Source organism: Mariniflexile sp. TRM1-10 (genome assembly GCF_003425985.1).
In the GTDB taxonomy this organism is placed as follows: Bacteria; Bacteroidota; Bacteroidia; order Flavobacteriales; family Flavobacteriaceae; genus Mariniflexile.
Map to the genome: position 1 here is coordinate 362618 of NZ_CP022985.1, position 17223 is coordinate 379840.

The following is a 17223-nucleotide window of genomic DNA, read 5'->3' on the forward strand; positions in this document are numbered from 1 at the left end:
TTGAATGAATGCTCTAAAAACCTTGTTGTATTTTTCCATTTTTAAATATCCTTTAAAGCGGGACGAAATATTTTCATTCTCTAATTTGAAAAACAAGGTTCTTTTGGATGAAGAGCTGTCACAACTTTTGGAAAAAAAAGCTATATACAAAATAAACGACTATTATTTATGTGAAAACAATAGTCTTCATGTTGAAAGAAGAATACTTGGAAATAGTATGGCCAGCGATATATTTCCTAAAGCAATAAAAATTTCAAACTTTATTGCCAAATTTCCTTTTGTTGAAGGTGTTGGAATTTCGGGATCATTATCAAAAGGTTATCATGATGAAAAAAGCGATATAGATTTCTTTATTATTACTTCTCAAAAAAGGCTTTGGATTGCACGCACCATACTGGTTCTTTACAAAAAAATATTCTTACTCAATTCAAGAAAATATTTTTGTGTTAATTATTTTATTGCAAGCAATATGCTTGAGATTGATGAAAAAAACAGATTTACCGCTACAGAACTCATCACCATGATACCAATGTGTGGCAAAGATGTTTTTCAATCTTTTTATATGGAAAATCAATGGGTGGAAAATTATTTTTCTAATTATGTAAAAAAAGATGATCAAATCAACACCGTTAAAAAAAACTTTCTAGTTAAACTTACTGAACGTCTGTTAAAAAGTGATTTTGGAGATTATTTGGATATCTGGTTTATGAAATTTACCTATAAAAAATGGAAAAGTAAGTTTAAAAACTTAGACAAAGCTAGTTTTGATATAGCTATGAAATCTACAAAAAATGTGTCGAAACACCATCCACAAAATTTTCAAAAAAAGGTTATTGATACTTTAAATGAAAAGTATTCTAAAGTTAAAAAAATTCATAATATCACTTTAGAACATGAACATGCTTGATGTCGTATTCTCACATTCTTACTATTACAAATTCGACCCTAAACAGTGGAAGAACAAAACGCCATACCCACCGTTAGGCACACTATACGCGGCATCATTTCTTAGAGAAAACGGTTATAAAGTTGGACTTTTTGATACAAATCTTTTAGACAATCCTCAATCAATTAAACCTTTTTTAGAAACACATAAGCCGAAAATTTTTGTCATTTATGATGATGGGTTCAATTACCTCACAAAAATGTGTTTAACCACCATGCGTGAGGCAGCTTTTAAAATGATCAAAATAGCAAAGAAACTGAATTGTACCGTGATTGTTTGTAGTTCTGATGCTACAGACCATTATGAAAAATACATGGAGTCTGGAGCTGATTTTGTAATAAAGGGAGAAGGTGAAATAACCTTAAAAGAACTTGTTGATGCCAAAATAAACCATACAGATTTTTCGAATATAAAAGGCATTTGTTTTTTTAAAAATGATGAGTTTGTTATGACGCCTAGTCGAACTGTCGCCAAAAACTTAGACGGGTTTTCATTACCAGCTTGGGATTTAGTTGATATGGATGCATACAAATCCATCTGGAAACAAGGTGGTAACACATTTACTTTAAATATTGCTACCACCAGAGGTTGCCCTTATAAATGTAATTGGTGCGCAAAACCCATTTATGGCAATCGGTATAACTCCCATTCGCCAGAATACATTGTAAAACATATTGCATATTTGGTTAAAACATATCAGGTTTCACGTTTTTGGATGTGCGATGATATTTTTGGATTGAAACCCAATTGGGTTCAAGAATTCAATCTAGAATTAAAGAAAAAAAACATCAAAATTAAATATTTTATTCAAAGTCGTGTTGATTTATTATTGAAAGAAGATACTATTGATGCTTTAGCCGAATCAGGGTTGGAAGAAGTTTGGGTTGGTGCTGAAAGCGCTTCTCAAAAAATTTTGGACGCCATGGATAAAGGCACCAAAGTTGAGGAAATATACCAAGCAACTCGATTATTAAAAGAAAAAAATATTAAAGTAGCTTTCTTTTTGCAATTTGGTTACCTAACAGAAAATCAAAATGATATTCAGAAAACAATACAAATGGTAAAAGAATTATTACCAGATAATATAGGTATTTCAGTATCATATCCATTGCCTGGAACCCAGTTTTATGAAAAAGTAAAAGATGATTTAAAACTAAAAGCCAACTGGAAAGATTCGGACGATTTAGACATGATGTTTCATGGAACCTATCCATCAAATTATTACAGAAAATTACAGCGTTTTGTTCATAAAGAATATAGAAAAAGCCAAGGAATTTACAATTTAAAACAACTTTTTCAATCAAAACCATCTGTCATAAAATTGAAATCCATTGTAAAATTAGGCTATTATATCCCTAGTAGTTTTGTAGATAAATTGAAATTGAAAGCATTGAGCACCTTTGTCAAAGCTCAAAACTTTGACAAAGATTATGAAAGAAATTTATTGAATTAAACTAAAGAAGATGAATTGGAAAGTAAAAGCCCTCCTTCAAAAAATATTATCCAAAACAAAGTTGGGCGATAGCTTTAACCATATTCCTGTAACCTTAAATAAAAACTATCATAAAAATGTTACTATTTATCAAACTTATGAATGTTTAAGAAAATTTAGTCATAGTAACATAAATTTATCCTCCAAAAAAATTGCTCTTGAAATAGGAACCGGATATTCATTAATAGCATCTACTGTTTTATCCTTACTAGGTTTTTATGAAATAATTACTGTTGATATAACGCGAGATATTAAATTTTCAACATTTAAAAAACAAATAAAACATTTAAAAAGCGTAGAGTTAATAAAAAATATTATCCCTAACAGTGTTCTAACTGAAAAAGAAATTCTTGAGAAAATTGAAATACTTCAGCAAGCTAAAACTTTAGATATAGTATTTGATATTTTAAAAATTGAATATGTTGCTCCTTATACTTTAGCTGATATTAAAAACTATTCACATAAATTTGATTACATAACATCCCAAGTGGTATTAGAACACATTCCTCCAACTATTATAAATGAAATTTTTAAGTTTATAAAAGAAACTTTAGCTGAAAAAGAAACTAGTGTTCATACTATCAACTTTATAGATCATTATGCTAATCCTGGATTTTTTCAAGACAAGAAAATTTCAGAATTTAATTTTTTAAGATATTCTGATAAATATTGGAATTTCTGGTCAGGAAACCCTATTGCCTACACTAATAGACTTTCCTTTCTATTTTATTTAGAGTTATGCAAAAAACACAATCTAAAAGTAATCGATTTTATTGGAGAGAATTATAGAGAAAGAAAAGAATTAAATCACAAACTTATTCACAGTGATATCTTGAAAAAATATAGTTCAACTACAAATGTTGAAGATTTAACAAGATTTCAAAGAGGAACATTAATAATTTCAAATTAATAATGAAAGCCAGTTTTGATATAGCAGCAAATACATATGATCAATCTTTCACAAATACAAAGATTGGCAGACTTCAACGCAATTTAGTTTACCAATTACTCTCAAAACATTTACATCAAATAAAAGATATTCTTGAAATCAATTGTGGAACTGGTGAAGATGCTATTTGGTTAGCCAAACAAAACTTCAATATATTGGCCACTGATATTTCTGAAAAAATGATTACTGTTGGAAAAACAAAAAATCAATATCATAACTTAACTTTTGCACTTTTAGACATTAATCAAATTCCTGAGAAAAAAGATATTGGAACGTTTGATATGGTTTTCTCTAATTTTGGTGGGTTAAACTGCTTAACTAAAACTGAACTAGAACTTTTCTTTAACAGTATTACCAACAATCTTAATAAAAGAGGCAAACTAGCCTTGGTAATCATGCCTAAAAACACGACTTGGGAACAATTTTACTTCCTTTTAAAAGGAAAATTTTCCAAAGCCTTTAGACGAAAAAAAGAAGTTGCAATAGCTAATGTAGATGGAGAAAATGTACCAACCTATTATTATAATCCAAAAGATATTATAAATTTAGCTAAAACAAGTTTTAATATTCTAGAAAGTAAACCCATTGGCTTTTTTATTCCGCCCTCCTATTTAGAGCCCTTTTTTAAAAATAAAATAGGTCTTTTAAATTTTTTAAATCATTTGGAAAACAGAATCAAAGGCTGGTCATTACTTTCAAAATATGCCGATCATTACATTATAATCTTAGAAAAAAAATGAGTGTTTTATTTACACATGCTTATTATTTATCTGATGATCCAAAAGAGCAAAAGATAATGAAACCCTATCCACCATTAGGGTTGTTGTATGTGTCTGCTTATTTATTAAATAAACATATTCCCAATGCTGTATTTGATAGCACTTTTTCAAATCAAAAAGAACAACTACAATTCATTTTAGACAAAAGACCAAAAATAGTTTGTATTTACACGAATCTAATGACTAAAATTGAAGTTATTAAATTGATTAAAGTCTTAAAAACGGAAAAATACAACCATCCAAAAATTGTGCTTGGTGGTCCAGATGTTTCTTATAATATTGAAAATTACTTAAATACTGGTGCTGATTTTTTAGTCATTGGTGAAGGAGAAGAAACCACTTTTGAATTGTACACTGCTATTCTAAATAATCAAAACTATAATGAAATAAACGGCATTGCTTTTTTAGAAAATGGAAATGTGGTTCAAACCAAAGCACGAACAAAATTTAGGGAACTTGACGCATTACCATTGCCCAATAGAAAAGCTATAAACATGCAAAAATACTTGGACACTTGGAAAAACAATCACGGACAAAGTTCGATGACTGTTTCTACACAACGTGGCTGCCCTTATACCTGCAAATGGTGCAGTACTGCTGTTTATGGACAAAGTTATAGAAGAAGACCTGCAGAACAAGTCGCTGCTGAAATGAAGCTGTTAAAAGAACAATACAACCCAGATGCTATATGGTTTGTAGATGATGTTTTTACGGTGAGCCATAAATGGTTATTAGCTTTTAAAGAAGAAGTTTTAAATCAAGAAGCTGTTATTCCTTTTGAATGCATAACCAGAGCGGAACGTTTAAATGATGACATTTTACAGTTATTAAAAGAAGTTGGTTGTTTTAGAATTTGGATTGGAGCAGAAAGTGGTTCACAGAAAATAATTGATTTAATGGACAGACGTGTTGATGTTAACGTGGTAAAAGAAGCCATCCAGAAAACAAATCAATTAGGAATTGAAACTGGGACTTTTATTATGCTAGGTTATCCCGGAGAAACAGAAAAAGACATCTCAGAAACGATACAATATTTGAAAGATGCCAACCCTACACACTATACCATAACCATCGCATATCCTATAAAAGGCACATCCCTATATAATGATATTGAAGACAAGATAACAATGGCTCCAGATTGGGAAACCTCAACGGATAGAGATATTGATTTTAAAAGAACCTATTCTCGTAAATATTATGATTATGCTGTTTCCAAAGTAGTAAACGAAGTAGAATTTTATAAAAAAAGAAAAAACAACTTAACGGCTGCCCTGAAGCATAAAACAAAAGCGGTTTTAGCAAGTGGATTGATGATTTTAAATAGATAAAAGTGAGTATAAAACAAACATATTTAAATATTAAAAGTGTAATTCCAAATAATAAGAGAAGAAAAATAAAGCACTTTATATATAGAAGTATATTATTTGCTTTTTTGGATTTAATCTCTATTTCTTTAATGATTCCTGTAATTATTTTGCTTTTTAACCCTGAAAAAATCAAAGAATTAAGTATTAAGTATTTTTCTTTTAATTTAGATATCTCTACTTTTCAAATTCAATTTTTTTTAGGTTTACTAATCTTTTTTTACTTAGTTAAAATTATTTTACAAACAAGATTCAATACGTCTTTATATGTTTTCTTTTATAATATATCTACAGAAATAACCATTGAAAGCACAAATAATTTTGTTTTCCAAAGCTATAATAAACATCAACATTTGAATAAAGGGAAAATCATTCAAGATATCAACACAATACCCGAAGATTTTAGTTGCAAATTCCTATTGTCGTTTGTGAATCTAATTACTGAAACAATTGTCTTATTTCTTATTTTAGTTGTTCTTCTAATTGCTTATTTTAAACTAACCTTAATTGCTGTGCTTGTCCTTTTTCTTTTGGCAACATTGATGTACTTAAACAAAAAAAAACAATTAAACCTAATAAATTCTATTTTTAAAGAATCACAAGCAAAATCAAATTCAGAATTATTAAACATCTTAAATGGTTATTTAGAGATTAGAAACTCCGGGAATTATCCAATCTTTTTAGAACGCTTTAAAAAAGAAAAAAAAATCCTTAACAAAGTTACAGGGCGATTAATTTCTTTCAATCCAAATTACAGTAGGTACCTAGAGTTTGCATTAATAATATCGTTAATTTTATTTACAATAATAAATTTTGGCAATAAAAACGTCATTATACTTTTAACTGTTTTTGGGACTTCAAGTTTGAGATTAATCCCTTCAATCAGTAAAATACTAAGTGCTTTAACATTGATAAAAACTTACAGATATTCATTAGATATTTTATTGAGTCATGAACAAAATAATGTGATTAATAATCTCAGAATAAATTATGAAAGTCAATTAAAATTAGAAAATATAAGTTTTGATTATGATGGTAATTCTATTCTGGAAAATATAAATCTAACAATAGACAAAGGTTCTTTTATTGGTATAAAAGGTGATTCTGGCATAGGAAAAACAACATTGTTATATATCATCTTAGGGATAATCAAACCTAAAAAAGGAAATTGTTTTATTGACAAAATAAAAATTGAAAATTATGATTTCTTACCTTTTGCTAATTATGTGCCTCAACAACCTTTTCTCTTCAACGGAACCATTATAGAAAATATCGTTTTAGGGCAAAACCCTAATGAAATAGATTATAATTATATTTACTATTTATGTAAAAAGCTGGAATTACATGAAATTATTGAAAAAATGGATAATAAATATGAAACAGAAATCACTCTTGAAAGTTCTCGTCTTTCAGGTGGACAAAAACAACGTTTAGCATTAGTAAGAGCTCTATACACAAGACCTTCATTATTAATTTTAGATGAAGCTATCAATCAACAAGACAAGCATTTAGAAAAAGTAATCTTTGATTTTTTAAGCAAAATAAATCAAAAAGATAATACAACTATACTATCTGTATCACATAACGATAATAATGACATTTTTTATAGAAATATTTATAAAATAGAAAACAAATCTCTAAAACTACTCTAAAATGAAAAAGAGATTATTGTTTATTTCTCCTTTATTTCCTGAAAACGACAAAGAAAATCATATAGTGCCTTTTGTAAGTCAATTTTCTACTGCTTTTACGGAAAATGTGGAGGTAGATTTAATTAGCCTATTTTTTCCGAAATCGAAACCTTACAAGTATAACATATAACAATGTAAATGTATATCCCATTGGAAATGGTTTCAAAAGATATTATGTATTCTTACCCTATTTAATAAAAGCTATTTATAAAGGTTTCATCTTTGTAAAAAAAAAAACAAGTATGATGATATTTTATGCTTTTTGTATAGAGAAAGTAGTTTACTTGGAAAAATATTATCTTCTATTTTCAAAATAAAACTACGCATTTGGATGCTAGGTCAAGATGCCAAATCAACTAATAAATACCCAAAGCTATTAAAACTATCAGGTGAAGAAATAATAATGATCTCCGAACATCAAAAATTAATATTTCTTAATGACCATCATATTGAAGCAAAACGAATTGCTAATGTATCAATCGATATTAAAAAATTTCCTCAATTAAATACTAGCAATAGAGAAATTACAATTTTAGGTGTTGGTAATTTAAGTGATTAAAAAATTATTCTCTTTTTATTGATATTCTATCTATTATAAAAAAAGAATTTAAAGATGTAAAAGCCATCATTTGCAGAGCCAACGCAGGTGATAAAGCAAATCTTGAAAAAAAATAAATGCTTTGGATTTACAAGACAATATTCTACTTACAGGAAGTATTTCCAAAAAAAGAAGTTTTAGAATACATGAATAATGCTAAAATATTTCTACACACTTCAAAATTTGAAGGTAGTGGTACAGTTTTACATGAAGCTCTCTATACCGGTTGTAATGTAGTAAGTACAATTCCAATAGAAAACCCTAACAACATTAAAGATTCTTTTTTCTATAGTACTAACAAAACAGAACTAGAAAATAGAATATTAACAGTTTTAAAAAGTGATTTTAAAGCTAAAAGAATTGAGAAATTCAAAATGGAAGATACTATACTGTAAAGGAAATTTATGATTCTTTTTATAACTAACGTAATTTATTAATTGCTTGTATTCTTTTTTGTTTTAAAAATTTGAAAATTTGATTCGATAAATCCCATCCTAAAAAGCGATGTATTTCTAATAATTGTAATTGTAACTTATCTTTAATTGAAAGACTAATATTTTCATCCTTAAGCACTTTTTTAAAGGTCATTAAAGTATCGTGAAAAATTTTTCTAACATGGGTTAGGTTTATAATATAATCTTTATCAATAACTTGAAATAAATAATTACCAACAATCATATCTAAATAATACTTAGCAATTTTATTTTTCAACTTACTTTCACCCTGATATTTTTTAAGAGTACTAAGTTCTAATTCAAATACTCTTTGATAATCTAAAATCCGTTTTTCCTCAAGCACTCTCCTTGTTATTGATGTATCTCTTTTATGTATTTTTAAAAGACTTTCTTTTATTAAATAAGCATTAGATGCTAAAAACAAATATTCTAATAAATAAGGGGTATCTTCAAACCATATTCCCTTAACAAACTTAATCCTCTTTGCTATATCAGATTTATATATTTTACCCCAAACCGTCTCAGAAATCCCATATGAAAACATTTGTGGAATTAATTCGCTCGTTCTTTTAATATCTTTCAAATTATCTTTCCAACCAGAAACAAACTCAACATCTCCATTTTTATTTATAACTGAAAATCTGCACAACACCAAATCTGACTTTTCTTTTATTATTTTATCGATGCAAATACTAATCATCTCTTTTTCTAACTCATCGTCAGCATCCAAAAAAGTCACATACTCTCCTTTTATTGCACTCAATCCATGATTCCTAGCTTCACTTAGACCGCTGTTTTTAATAGTAAAAATTTTAATGTTTTCAAAATACGACTCAAAATTTTCAGCTATTTGTAAAGAATTATCTGTTGAACCATCATTTATTAAAACAACTTCTAAATTCTTATAAATCTGATTTTTAACCGACTCCAAACATCTTGCCAACAATTTTTCTTCATTATAAAAAGTGATAATTATTGACACAAGTGGTTCATCATGCTTCATGTTTTATAGCTATTATTTTCTCAATTGCTTTTTTTAAGACCAAGTTAATTTCACTTTTATTTTTTGGCGGATTCCAAGTAAGATTTGATATAGAATCTGCTGATACAACGATACAAAGTGCATTCAATTTATAAAATTCAGCAAAAGCATAAATAGAAGCACATTCCATATCAACATGCATGACCTCATTTTTTTGATAAAATAAAACTAAAGATTCAGTTTCTCTGAACGGTGCATCTGTACTCCAACATATACTTTCTTTATAGTTTAATTCTTTTGCAAAAAATTCAAACCACTTCTCTTTTTTAGGTTGAAAAGAATCTTTATCCGAATATAAATAAGCAGACCCTGAAGTCGAAAATGCATTATTTACAATAAACACCTTTTCTTCAACTTCATCTTTTAACAAGCCCGCTAAGCCTATAAAAATAAAATTCTCTACTCCAAAAGCCCTCAACTCTTCCATTAATCCTATTATGGCAGGAGCGCCATTACCAAACTCAGAACAATAGACGTAATTTTCATCTAAAATATAATTCTGCCCGAATAATCCTTTTAGTTTCTTGCTGAAAATTCGTTGCTTTTTACTCAAAAGGAAACGGCTTAACGATAATATTGCTGTTTTAGGTAAGGTTTCAAAATTGTAACTCTTGTTGCTTTTTTTCCATGCAACAATATCTAAAATATCAAGTATCGATTTTTCGTTATAAAATGCTTTATTTCTTTTTAATTCGGTAAATTCCATTGAAAATTACAATTTAACCTTTGTATATTGCAATGTAGCATTATTTTAATATTTATATGAAAGTTTTTGGCATAGGCCTCAATAAAACAGGCACAAAATCTCTTGCAAAAGCATTAACTATTCTAGGCTATAGGGATAGCCTTGCTTTAGATTGGGAGTTGCGATACACAAAATCTGAAAACAGATGGGAGTTGACAAAATTTTGGTCCGAAAATAATTTAGACCCCATTATTTCATTAGCTAAAACCAAAAACAATTTTGAAGATTGGCCATGGCCTTTGGTTTACAAGGACATGTATCAAGAATTTGATGATGCTAAATTTATTCTTACCATTAGGAAGTCTCCTGAAGTTTGGTACAACAGCTTATGTAAACATGCCAAAACAATATCTGATAATAAGTTTGAAAAACTCATTTATGGATATTATATGCCTCATGATTTCAAAAAAGAACATATTGACTTCTACAACAACCACAATAAGTCTGTTATCGATTTTTTCAATAAAAATGCGCCTGAAAAACTACTCGTTATGTGTTTTGAAGAAGGTGATGGCTGGGAGAAGCTATGTGGCTTTTTAAACCAAAAAACCAACAACTCTGAGTTTCCACACGTTAATGACTCCAATAGCCAAGAATTAATCTACAATAAGTACTTAATAAAAATGGTGCGTTTCTATAGAAGTCTTAGAAACCGTAGTAAGTAATTTTCAATTTGATCTCCTTTCTAAAATCTCAAAAACTGATTTTATCTCTTCTCCAATAGCCCGAAAAGAAAGTTTCCTTTCAAACTGCTCCAAAACTTTTTGATGCATTTCAGTTTTATCACTACTTACTGCCTTTTTTAAGCTTTCAAACAACTCATCCTCTCTATTTGGTGTAAACAAAAATATACTTAAAATCCCTTAAAAGAAAGAGGCTAACCTTTTTAGATTAGCCTCTTCTATTTCTATTTATTAAGATACATCTTTCTTCGAGAGTATAGCTCATAAAACTCATCGTCCTTTAAGCTATCTATAAACAAAATGCTTTCACCTGTACTTTTCATTTCAGGCCCTAACTTCTTATTCACATTATGGAACTTGTTGAATGAGAACACAGGCTGCTTAATGGCATACCCTGTTAGCTGCGGATTAAAGTTAAAATCTTTCACTTTCTTATCTCCCAACATCACTTTAGTCGCATAGTTAACATAAGGCTCACCATACGCTTTGGCTATAAATGGCACGGTACGGGATGCCCTTGGGTTCGCTTCAATAATGTAGACAATATCCTCTTTAATAGCAAACTGGATGTTTATTAAACCAACCGTATTAAGTGCTAAAGCAATTTTTTTAGTATGGTCTTTAATTTGCTGCATTACAAACTCGCCTAAGTTAAATGGAGGTAAGGTAGAATTACTATCGCCCGAGTGAATACCACAAGGCTCAATATGCTCCATAATACCTATGATATAAACATCTTCACCATCGCAAATCGCATCGGCTTCCGCTTCAATAGCGCCATCTAAATAATGGTCTAGAAGCAGTTGGTTTCCTGGCATCTGACTTAATAGATCAACCACATGTTTCTCAAGCTCTTCTTTATTGATTACTATCTTCATGCCTTGTCCACCAAGTACATAAGAAGGGCGAACTAAAATGGGGAAATCCAACACATCGGCAATGGCAGCAGCTTCATCTGCCGTAGTAGCAATATCAAACTCAGGATACGGTATGTTATTTTCTTTTAATAAGTTTGAAAAATGTCCTCTATCTTCGGCTAAATCAAGCGATTCATAACTCGTTCCTATAATTTTAATGCCATATTTGGTTAGCTTTTCGGCAAGTTTCAATGCGGTTTGTCCACCTAACTGAACGATAACACCTTCTGGTTTTTCATGCTTAATAATATCATAGATATGTTCCCAAAAAACAGGCTCAAAATATAATTTATCGGCGGTGTCAAAATCAGTTGAAACCGTTTCGGGATTACAGTTAATCATAATGGTTTCGTAACCACACTCGGCAGCAGCCAAAACCCCATGCACGCAACAGTAATCGAACTCAATACCCTGCCCTATTCGGTTTGGACCGGAACCCAAAACAATGACTTTCTTCTTATCCGTAACAATACTTTCATTATCTGCATAGCGTCTGCCATCGGCAGTTTCCATATCACTTTCAAAGGTTGAATAATAATAGGGGGTTTTCGCTTTAAATTCGGCGGCACAAGTATCTACTAATTTATAAACTCTATTGACACCAAATTCTTCACGCTTACTGTAAACCTGACTTTCCAAACAACCCAACATATGAGCAATTTGTCTGTCTCCATAACCTTTTTGCTTCGCTTCAAGCAATAAGTCTTTTTGAATGGTATCAATTTTATAAGTAGAAATTTCTTTTTGAAGCAAGTACAATTCCTCATATTGCTTTAAAAACCACATGTCTATTTTTGTAATCTCATGAATTCTACTTAACGGAATTCCCATAGCAATGGCATCGTAAATAATAAACACACGATCCCAAGAAGCATAGGTTAGTTTTTCTATAATTTGATCGTAATTTTTATTCTCTTTTCCATCGGCACCCAATCCATTTCTCTTAATTTCAAGCGATTGCGTTGCCTTATGAAGTGCTTCTTGAAACGAACGCCCAATCCCCATAACTTCTCCAACAGATTTCATTTGAAGACCTAAAGTTCTATCAGACCCTTCAAATTTATCGAAATTCCAACGTGGTATTTTTACAATAACATAATCTAAAGTCGGCTCAAATAATGCCGAAGTAGATTTTGTAATTTGGTTTTGTAATTCATCAAGATGGTATCCAATGGCTAATTTAGCCGCAATTTTCGCAATAGGATATCCCGTTGCTTTACTTGCCAATGCTGATGAGCGCGACACACGTGGGTTGATTTCTATGGCAATAATATCTTCGTTTTCATCTGGACTCACAGCAAATTGCACGTTACAACCACCTGCAAAGTCACCTATACTACGCATCATGTGAATTGCCATATCTCGCATACGTTGATACGTTCTATCACTCAATGTCATTGCTGGTGCAACGGTAATGGAATCTCCAGTATGAATCCCCATCGGATCCATATTTTCGATAGAACAGATGATTACTACGTTATCGTTTGAATCCCTAAGTAATTCCAACTCGTATTCTTTCCAACCTATCAATGCTTTATCAATCATAACCTCATGGATAGGAGAAATCTCTAATCCACGCGTTAATAATTCGTCAAAATCTTCTTCTTTATATACAAAAGAAGCTCCTGCGCCACCCAAAGTAAAAGAGGCTCTAATAACTAATGGAAAACCAAACTCTTGCGCAATCTCTTTTCCTTTTAAGTAAGAAGTTGCAGTAGCTTGAGGTGCCATAGGGATGCCGATTTTAAGCATTAATTCCCTAAACTTTTCTCTATCTTCGGTAATATTAATAGCATCAATATCGACACCAATAATATCGACATTAAAATCTTTCCAAATACCTTTTTCATCTGCCTCGATACATAAATTTAATGCCGTTTGTCCTCCCATTGTTGGCAAAACAGCATCTATTTGTGGATGATCTTTTAAAATTTTAATTATTGATTTGGTTGTAAGAGGCAACAAGTATACATGATCTGCCATCGAAGGGTCGGTCATGATCGTTGCTGGGTTCGAATTAATTAAAATCGTTTCAATTCCATCTTCTCTTAACGATCGTAAAGCTTGTGTTCCCGAATAATCAAACTCACATGCTTGCCCTATAACGATAGGTCCAGATCCAATAATTAGAATAGATTTAAGTTTTGAATTTTTTGGCATTTTTACTGTTTAAATAGTGTTTTTTAATAAGTTACAAAAATAGGCATTAACAGATATAAAAAAAGGCATTACACTTAAGTAATACCTTTTAAATATCAACAATTGTTAATCATTTATTTTTTATGTCTCGATTCAGATGATACAGATAATTTCTTTCTACCCTTAGCTCTTCTACGAGCAAGTACTTTTCTTCCATTAGCAGAAGCCATTCTTTCTCTAAAACCGTGTTTGTTTCTTCTTTTTCTTTTCGATGGCTGAAATGTTCTTTTACTCATTATCTTATATCTTTAAAATCTGAATTGTACTTTATTATTTATAATTTTGGCTTTCTCCAAAACTGAGCGCAAATATACAAAGAGTTTTTACTTTGGCAAATCTTATTTTAAAAATATTTTTAATTATTTTTTTTGAATTAAATAGCATAATAAAGGCTTTATTTATTTGGGTTGAACATCGCTTTTTTGTTAAATATCTATGGATTGATTTTGATAAAAATTTAGTTTCTTTGCATTGTATAATTGAATCAGGCACCCAAAAATGTCTGCAACAACAACTCAAACTATAAAAAATGTACAATAAAATTATAAAACTTATCATAGCTGCTGGTATCATAGCCTTTGCCGTTTATCAATTTACTGAAGGAAATATAGGTAATGGTATTATGTTTATACTGCTTTCTTTAATTTTTGTTTTTCTTTATTTTAAAAACGAGTTTATTTTATTGGCATTTTTAAGATTGCGTAAACAAGATTTTGAAGGTGCTAAAAAATGGTTAGATAAAATTAAAAATCCTGAAACTGCTTTAGTTACCAAACAACAAGGGTATTATAATTATTTACATGGTTTGATGGTTTCCCAAACGAATATGAACGAAGCTGAAAAATATTTTAAGAAAGCGATAGCTTTAGGATTATCCATGAATCACGATTTGGCTATGGCAAAATTAAATTTATCGGGCATTGCTTTTTCCAAACGCAGAAAACTAGAAGCCGAAAAATTACTTTCTGAAGCACAAAAATTGGACAAACAAGGGATGTTGACCGATCAAATAAAAATGATGAAGGAAAATATGAAGCGTGCCCAAATGCCTAACCAACATTTTGGTGCTGGTGGCTCTATTAGATCTCAGAAAAGAAGAAGTTAATCTAATTAACTCCGGTATAATATCCTTTCTCAGGAATTTCAATCGTATAACTTTTACCAGATTTATTAATAAGCTTTGGTTCTCTTAACCATGGGTTATGAATTTTAAGGATCTTATAATTGATTCCGTATCGTTCCGCAAACTTTGTAAAATCGGTTATCTCTGTATTAACTTCAACTTTATAAGTAGGTACATTGCTATATAAATCTTTTTCCCTAAAATTAAAACCATACTTTACGGGGTTGGTTAAAATCTCTTTTAGTGCTACTATTCTAAACACATAGCGCCCTGTTTCTTCTCCTAATAACAAATCGTAATAATTGCTAACATTCTGTTCCTTTAAATACTTTGCAATACCTGAGTTACCTGCATTGTACGCAGCAGCAGCCAATGTCCACGAGCCTAATTCTTTTTTAGATTTTAATAAGTATTCACAAGCCACTTCGGTGGATTTTTCTAAATGATAGCGTTCATCTATATTATCATTAATCTCTAACCCATTTTCCCTTCCTGTAGCTGGCATAATTTGCCAAACGCCCCTAGCTCCTGCTGGCGAAACAGCGTTTGTCAAACCACTTTCTATAACTGCTAAATACTTAAAATCGTCCGGAACACCATGTTTTGCCAAAATAGGTTCTATAATTGGAAAATATTTTTTGGCACGTTTAAACATTAACAACCCATTTGATTGCCAATAGGTATTAACCAATAGTTCTTTATCCATGCGTTCTAAGATATCTGGGCTTTTAAGTGGCATGGGTTCTCCTGCAAAATCTAAATTGCTAGGTACTTGAAGCGCATAAACATTATAATCGTTTATAAGCCTTTTTTCAAAATTTTCATCAGTGGGCGCCTCTTGCAGGGCATAAACAAATAATGCACATAAACTTAATAATCCCACAAACGCCAATATTTTCTGTATAGTCTTCATTTTTAAAAAGTTTTATTTAAAGATAACTATTATGTTTAATTCTCTAAAATTATCCTTGGTAAATTTTGGTTAAACCATCTATGTTTATTAATAATCATGATATGTGTCCCACCTTTTATTGTAATACAATTGGAAATATTTTTTATGGGAAATACCGTGTCATGGTCTCCATGAATGTGAACAATATCTGCAAGACAGGTTTCTTGATTCCAACAAACCATCTCTTTTATTGCCCAACTTAAATAGTTACTATCATTTACCGATAAATATTTTTTATATAACTCCAACCGCTTAGTAATATTGTTACCAAACGCATACTTAGCAAAAAGTTCAATATTACTCACCAACTGTACTGGCAACAATTTATATGCCATGGTTGTTTTGGCCAGTACCATTTTTTTTGGTAACTCGTGCATAGATTTAACACTGGATACTATAATAAGCTTTCTAACGGTTAAATGTTTACTCATTTCCTGCACTAAAACACCCCCAAAAGACACACCAACTAGCACAATATTTTCATGCGCTATATGCCTGGTCATTCTTAGAGCATAGGCACTAATAGACTCATTTTTTAAAGGTAAAACCCATTCCAAGCAGTGCATCTCAAATTGGTTTTCCGGCAATTTAATATATTCAAAAATTTTAGGGCTTGCCGCCATTCCTGGCATCAAATAAACGTGTATTATCTCTTCACTCATACATTTCAATATAAAAATAAAAACACCAAATAACCTCTAATAGTTTATTTCATAAGGCATTAAACCTGTTTTTTACTTTTTATTAACAATTATTTTTCGTATTTTTGCAAAACAAAGTTATGTAATAGTGCCCACTATTTAAAGTTTCCTGAAAATTAAAAATACTCGCCATGATTGATGTTGCAGATTTAGTTGATAATGATTTTTTACGCCAATACGAACTAAAAATCGACAACCATTTAGCTAAAATTGAATACTCCCTACAAGAACGAAAGATTTTTTTAACAAAACTTATTATTCCTGAAGAAATTAACAATGAAACCTTTAGCGAAGAGTTTTTGACTGCTGTTTTTGAACAAATTGAAGAACGCAACTTAAGCGTTGTTCCCACCAGTCCTGAAATCGCTAAGTTTGTAAGAAGCAACCGAAAATACAAACGTATGCTTCCTGTGGGAGTTAGGATATAGTACCATAATTGCTTTTAAAAACACCTTTCAAAATGGAGTTGGTAGCGGAAGTGCATACGATTCTGATCATAAAAACATCTAGAATCTTAAGTAAAGTGACGCTCTAATGGCTAAATTTAAACTGACCACCAAAAAATTCATTGGTCTCCCTCCATCAAT

The 17223-nt window shown here is 30.4% G+C and carries 18 protein-coding genes; 12 read left to right on the plus strand and 6 right to left on the minus strand.

What is annotated here, in order from left to right; all coding sequences use genetic code 11:
* Positions 1–4 precede the first annotated feature (4 nt).
* The 9 genes from CJ739_RS01755 (at position 5) to CJ739_RS01790 (ending at position 8214) form a co-directional block, all read left to right on the plus strand.
* Positions 5–907: a nucleotidyltransferase domain-containing protein gene (locus tag CJ739_RS01755; RefSeq protein ID WP_117172348.1), complete on the plus strand. Its 903-nt coding sequence runs from the start codon at positions 5–7 to the stop codon at positions 905–907.
* Positions 894–2399 (plus strand): B12-binding domain-containing radical SAM protein, encoded by a 1506-nt coding sequence (locus tag CJ739_RS01760; RefSeq protein ID WP_236951585.1) that lies wholly within the window; start codon positions 894–896, stop codon positions 2397–2399. The genes CJ739_RS01755 and CJ739_RS01760 overlap by 14 nt, the downstream gene beginning before the upstream one ends.
* Before the next feature lie 10 nt (positions 2400–2409).
* Positions 2410–3348, plus strand: a complete 939-nt coding sequence (locus CJ739_RS01765; RefSeq protein ID WP_117172349.1) for a hypothetical protein — start codon at positions 2410–2412, stop codon at positions 3346–3348.
* 2 nt (positions 3349–3350) lie between these two features.
* On the plus strand, positions 3351–4127 hold the full coding sequence (locus CJ739_RS01770; RefSeq protein ID WP_117172350.1) for a class I SAM-dependent methyltransferase: 777 nt from the start codon (positions 3351–3353) through the stop codon (positions 4125–4127).
* Positions 4124–5494: a B12-binding domain-containing radical SAM protein gene (locus tag CJ739_RS01775; RefSeq protein WP_117172351.1), complete on the plus strand. Its 1371-nt coding sequence runs from the start codon at positions 4124–4126 to the stop codon at positions 5492–5494. The genes CJ739_RS01770 and CJ739_RS01775 overlap by 4 nt, the downstream gene beginning before the upstream one ends.
* Before the next feature lie 2 nt (positions 5495–5496).
* Positions 5497–7182: an ATP-binding cassette domain-containing protein gene (locus CJ739_RS01780; RefSeq protein WP_117172352.1), complete on the plus strand. Its 1686-nt coding sequence runs from the start codon at positions 5497–5499 to the stop codon at positions 7180–7182.
* Position 7183: 1 nt separating this feature from the next.
* On the plus strand, positions 7184–7351 hold the full coding sequence (locus CJ739_RS20235; protein WP_162880098.1) for a hypothetical protein: 168 nt from the start codon (positions 7184–7186) through the stop codon (positions 7349–7351).
* A 132-nt stretch (positions 7352–7483) separates the two neighbouring features.
* Positions 7484–7780: a hypothetical protein gene (locus CJ739_RS01785; protein ID WP_162880099.1), complete on the plus strand. Its 297-nt coding sequence runs from the start codon at positions 7484–7486 to the stop codon at positions 7778–7780.
* A 116-nt stretch (positions 7781–7896) separates the two neighbouring features.
* Complete coding sequence (locus CJ739_RS01790) at positions 7897–8214, plus strand: glycosyltransferase (protein ID WP_117172354.1); 318 nt, start codon at positions 7897–7899, stop codon at positions 8212–8214.
* A 25-nt stretch (positions 8215–8239) separates the two neighbouring features.
* Here the strand turns inward: CJ739_RS01790 and CJ739_RS01795 are convergent, their stop codons facing one another.
* Positions 8240–9277 (minus strand): glycosyltransferase family 2 protein, encoded by a 1038-nt coding sequence (locus tag CJ739_RS01795; RefSeq protein ID WP_117172355.1) that lies wholly within the window; start codon positions 9275–9277, stop codon positions 8240–8242.
* Positions 9267–10022 carry a phosphorylase family protein gene (locus CJ739_RS01800; protein ID WP_117172356.1) on the minus strand — a complete coding sequence of 252 codons (756 nt, stop codon included), beginning with the start codon at positions 10020–10022 and terminating at the stop codon, positions 9267–9269. The genes CJ739_RS01795 and CJ739_RS01800 overlap by 11 nt, the downstream gene beginning before the upstream one ends.
* A 56-nt stretch (positions 10023–10078) precedes the next feature.
* Here CJ739_RS01800 and CJ739_RS01805 point away from each other — a divergent pair, with 56 nt between their 5' ends.
* Positions 10079–10726: a sulfotransferase family protein gene (locus CJ739_RS01805; RefSeq protein WP_117172357.1), complete on the plus strand. Its 648-nt coding sequence runs from the start codon at positions 10079–10081 to the stop codon at positions 10724–10726.
* A 242-nt stretch (positions 10727–10968) separates the two neighbouring features.
* Here CJ739_RS01805 and carB read toward each other — a convergent pair whose 3' ends face one another.
* The gene (carB, locus tag CJ739_RS01810) at positions 10969–13821 is read right to left on the minus strand and encodes a carbamoyl-phosphate synthase large subunit (protein ID WP_117172358.1); all 2853 of its coding nucleotides are present in this window, start codon (positions 13819–13821) and stop codon (positions 10969–10971) included.
* 113 nt (positions 13822–13934) lie between these two features.
* Positions 13935–14096, minus strand: a complete 162-nt coding sequence (rpmH, locus tag CJ739_RS01815; protein ID WP_038527912.1) for a 50S ribosomal protein L34 — start codon at positions 14094–14096, stop codon at positions 13935–13937.
* Positions 14097–14389: 293 nt separating this feature from the next.
* Here rpmH and CJ739_RS01825 point away from each other — a divergent pair, with 293 nt between their 5' ends.
* Positions 14390–14965, plus strand: coding sequence for a DUF2892 domain-containing protein (locus tag CJ739_RS01825; protein WP_117172360.1), 576 nt, complete (start codon positions 14390–14392; stop codon positions 14963–14965).
* A 1-nt stretch (position 14966) separates the two neighbouring features.
* Here the strand turns inward: CJ739_RS01825 and CJ739_RS01830 are convergent, their stop codons facing one another.
* Together CJ739_RS01830 and CJ739_RS01835 are read right to left on the minus strand one after the other, a co-directional pair.
* On the minus strand, positions 14967–15896 hold the full coding sequence (locus CJ739_RS01830) for a lytic transglycosylase domain-containing protein (RefSeq protein WP_117172361.1): 930 nt from the start codon (positions 15894–15896) through the stop codon (positions 14967–14969).
* Positions 15897–15931: 35 nt separating this feature from the next.
* Positions 15932–16597 carry an alpha/beta hydrolase family protein gene (locus tag CJ739_RS01835; protein ID WP_117172362.1) on the minus strand — a complete coding sequence of 222 codons (666 nt, stop codon included), beginning with the start codon at positions 16595–16597 and terminating at the stop codon, positions 15932–15934.
* A gap of 170 nt (positions 16598–16767) precedes the next feature.
* On the opposite strand from CJ739_RS01835, the gene CJ739_RS01840 reads away from it, so the two are divergent.
* Complete coding sequence (locus CJ739_RS01840) at positions 16768–17064, plus strand: N-acetyltransferase (protein ID WP_117172363.1); 297 nt, start codon at positions 16768–16770, stop codon at positions 17062–17064.
* The last annotated feature ends 159 nt before the right edge of the window (positions 17065–17223 follow it).

Excerpts from the sequence above, each read along its gene's own strand:
- CJ739_RS20235 (WP_162880098.1), top strand. The coding sequence starts at position 7,184 with ATGAAAAAGAGATTATTGTTTATTTCTCCTTTATTTCCTGAAAACGAC.
- CJ739_RS01835 (WP_117172362.1), bottom strand. The coding sequence starts at position 16,597 with ATGAGTGAAGAGATAATACACGTTTATTTGATGCCAGGAATGGCGGCA.
- CJ739_RS01830 (WP_117172361.1), bottom strand. The coding sequence starts at position 15,896 with ATGAAGACTATACAGAAAATATTGGCGTTTGTGGGATTATTAAGTTTA.
- CJ739_RS01760 (WP_236951585.1), top strand. The coding sequence starts at position 894 with ATGAACATGCTTGATGTCGTATTCTCACATTCTTACTATTACAAATTC.
- carB (WP_117172358.1), bottom strand. The coding sequence starts at position 13,821 with ATGCCAAAAAATTCAAAACTTAAATCTATTCTAATTATTGGATCTGGA.
- CJ739_RS01800 (WP_117172356.1), bottom strand. The coding sequence starts at position 10,022 with ATGGAATTTACCGAATTAAAAAGAAATAAAGCATTTTATAACGAAAAA.
- CJ739_RS01775 (WP_117172351.1), top strand. The coding sequence starts at position 4,124 with ATGAGTGTTTTATTTACACATGCTTATTATTTATCTGATGATCCAAAA.
- CJ739_RS01805 (WP_117172357.1), top strand. The coding sequence starts at position 10,079 with ATGAAAGTTTTTGGCATAGGCCTCAATAAAACAGGCACAAAATCTCTT.
- CJ739_RS01755 (WP_117172348.1), top strand. The coding sequence starts at position 5 with ATGAATGCTCTAAAAACCTTGTTGTATTTTTCCATTTTTAAATATCCT.
- CJ739_RS01840 (WP_117172363.1), top strand. The coding sequence starts at position 16,768 with ATGATTGATGTTGCAGATTTAGTTGATAATGATTTTTTACGCCAATAC.
- CJ739_RS01795 (WP_117172355.1), bottom strand. The coding sequence starts at position 9,277 with ATGAAGCATGATGAACCACTTGTGTCAATAATTATCACTTTTTATAAT.
- CJ739_RS01765 (WP_117172349.1), top strand. The coding sequence starts at position 2,410 with ATGAATTGGAAAGTAAAAGCCCTCCTTCAAAAAATATTATCCAAAACA.
- rpmH (WP_038527912.1), bottom strand. The coding sequence starts at position 14,096 with ATGAGTAAAAGAACATTTCAGCCATCGAAAAGAAAAAGAAGAAACAAA.
- CJ739_RS01825 (WP_117172360.1), top strand. The coding sequence starts at position 14,390 with ATGTACAATAAAATTATAAAACTTATCATAGCTGCTGGTATCATAGCC.
- CJ739_RS01770 (WP_117172350.1), top strand. The coding sequence starts at position 3,351 with ATGAAAGCCAGTTTTGATATAGCAGCAAATACATATGATCAATCTTTC.
- CJ739_RS01790 (WP_117172354.1), top strand. The coding sequence starts at position 7,897 with ATGCTTTGGATTTACAAGACAATATTCTACTTACAGGAAGTATTTCCA.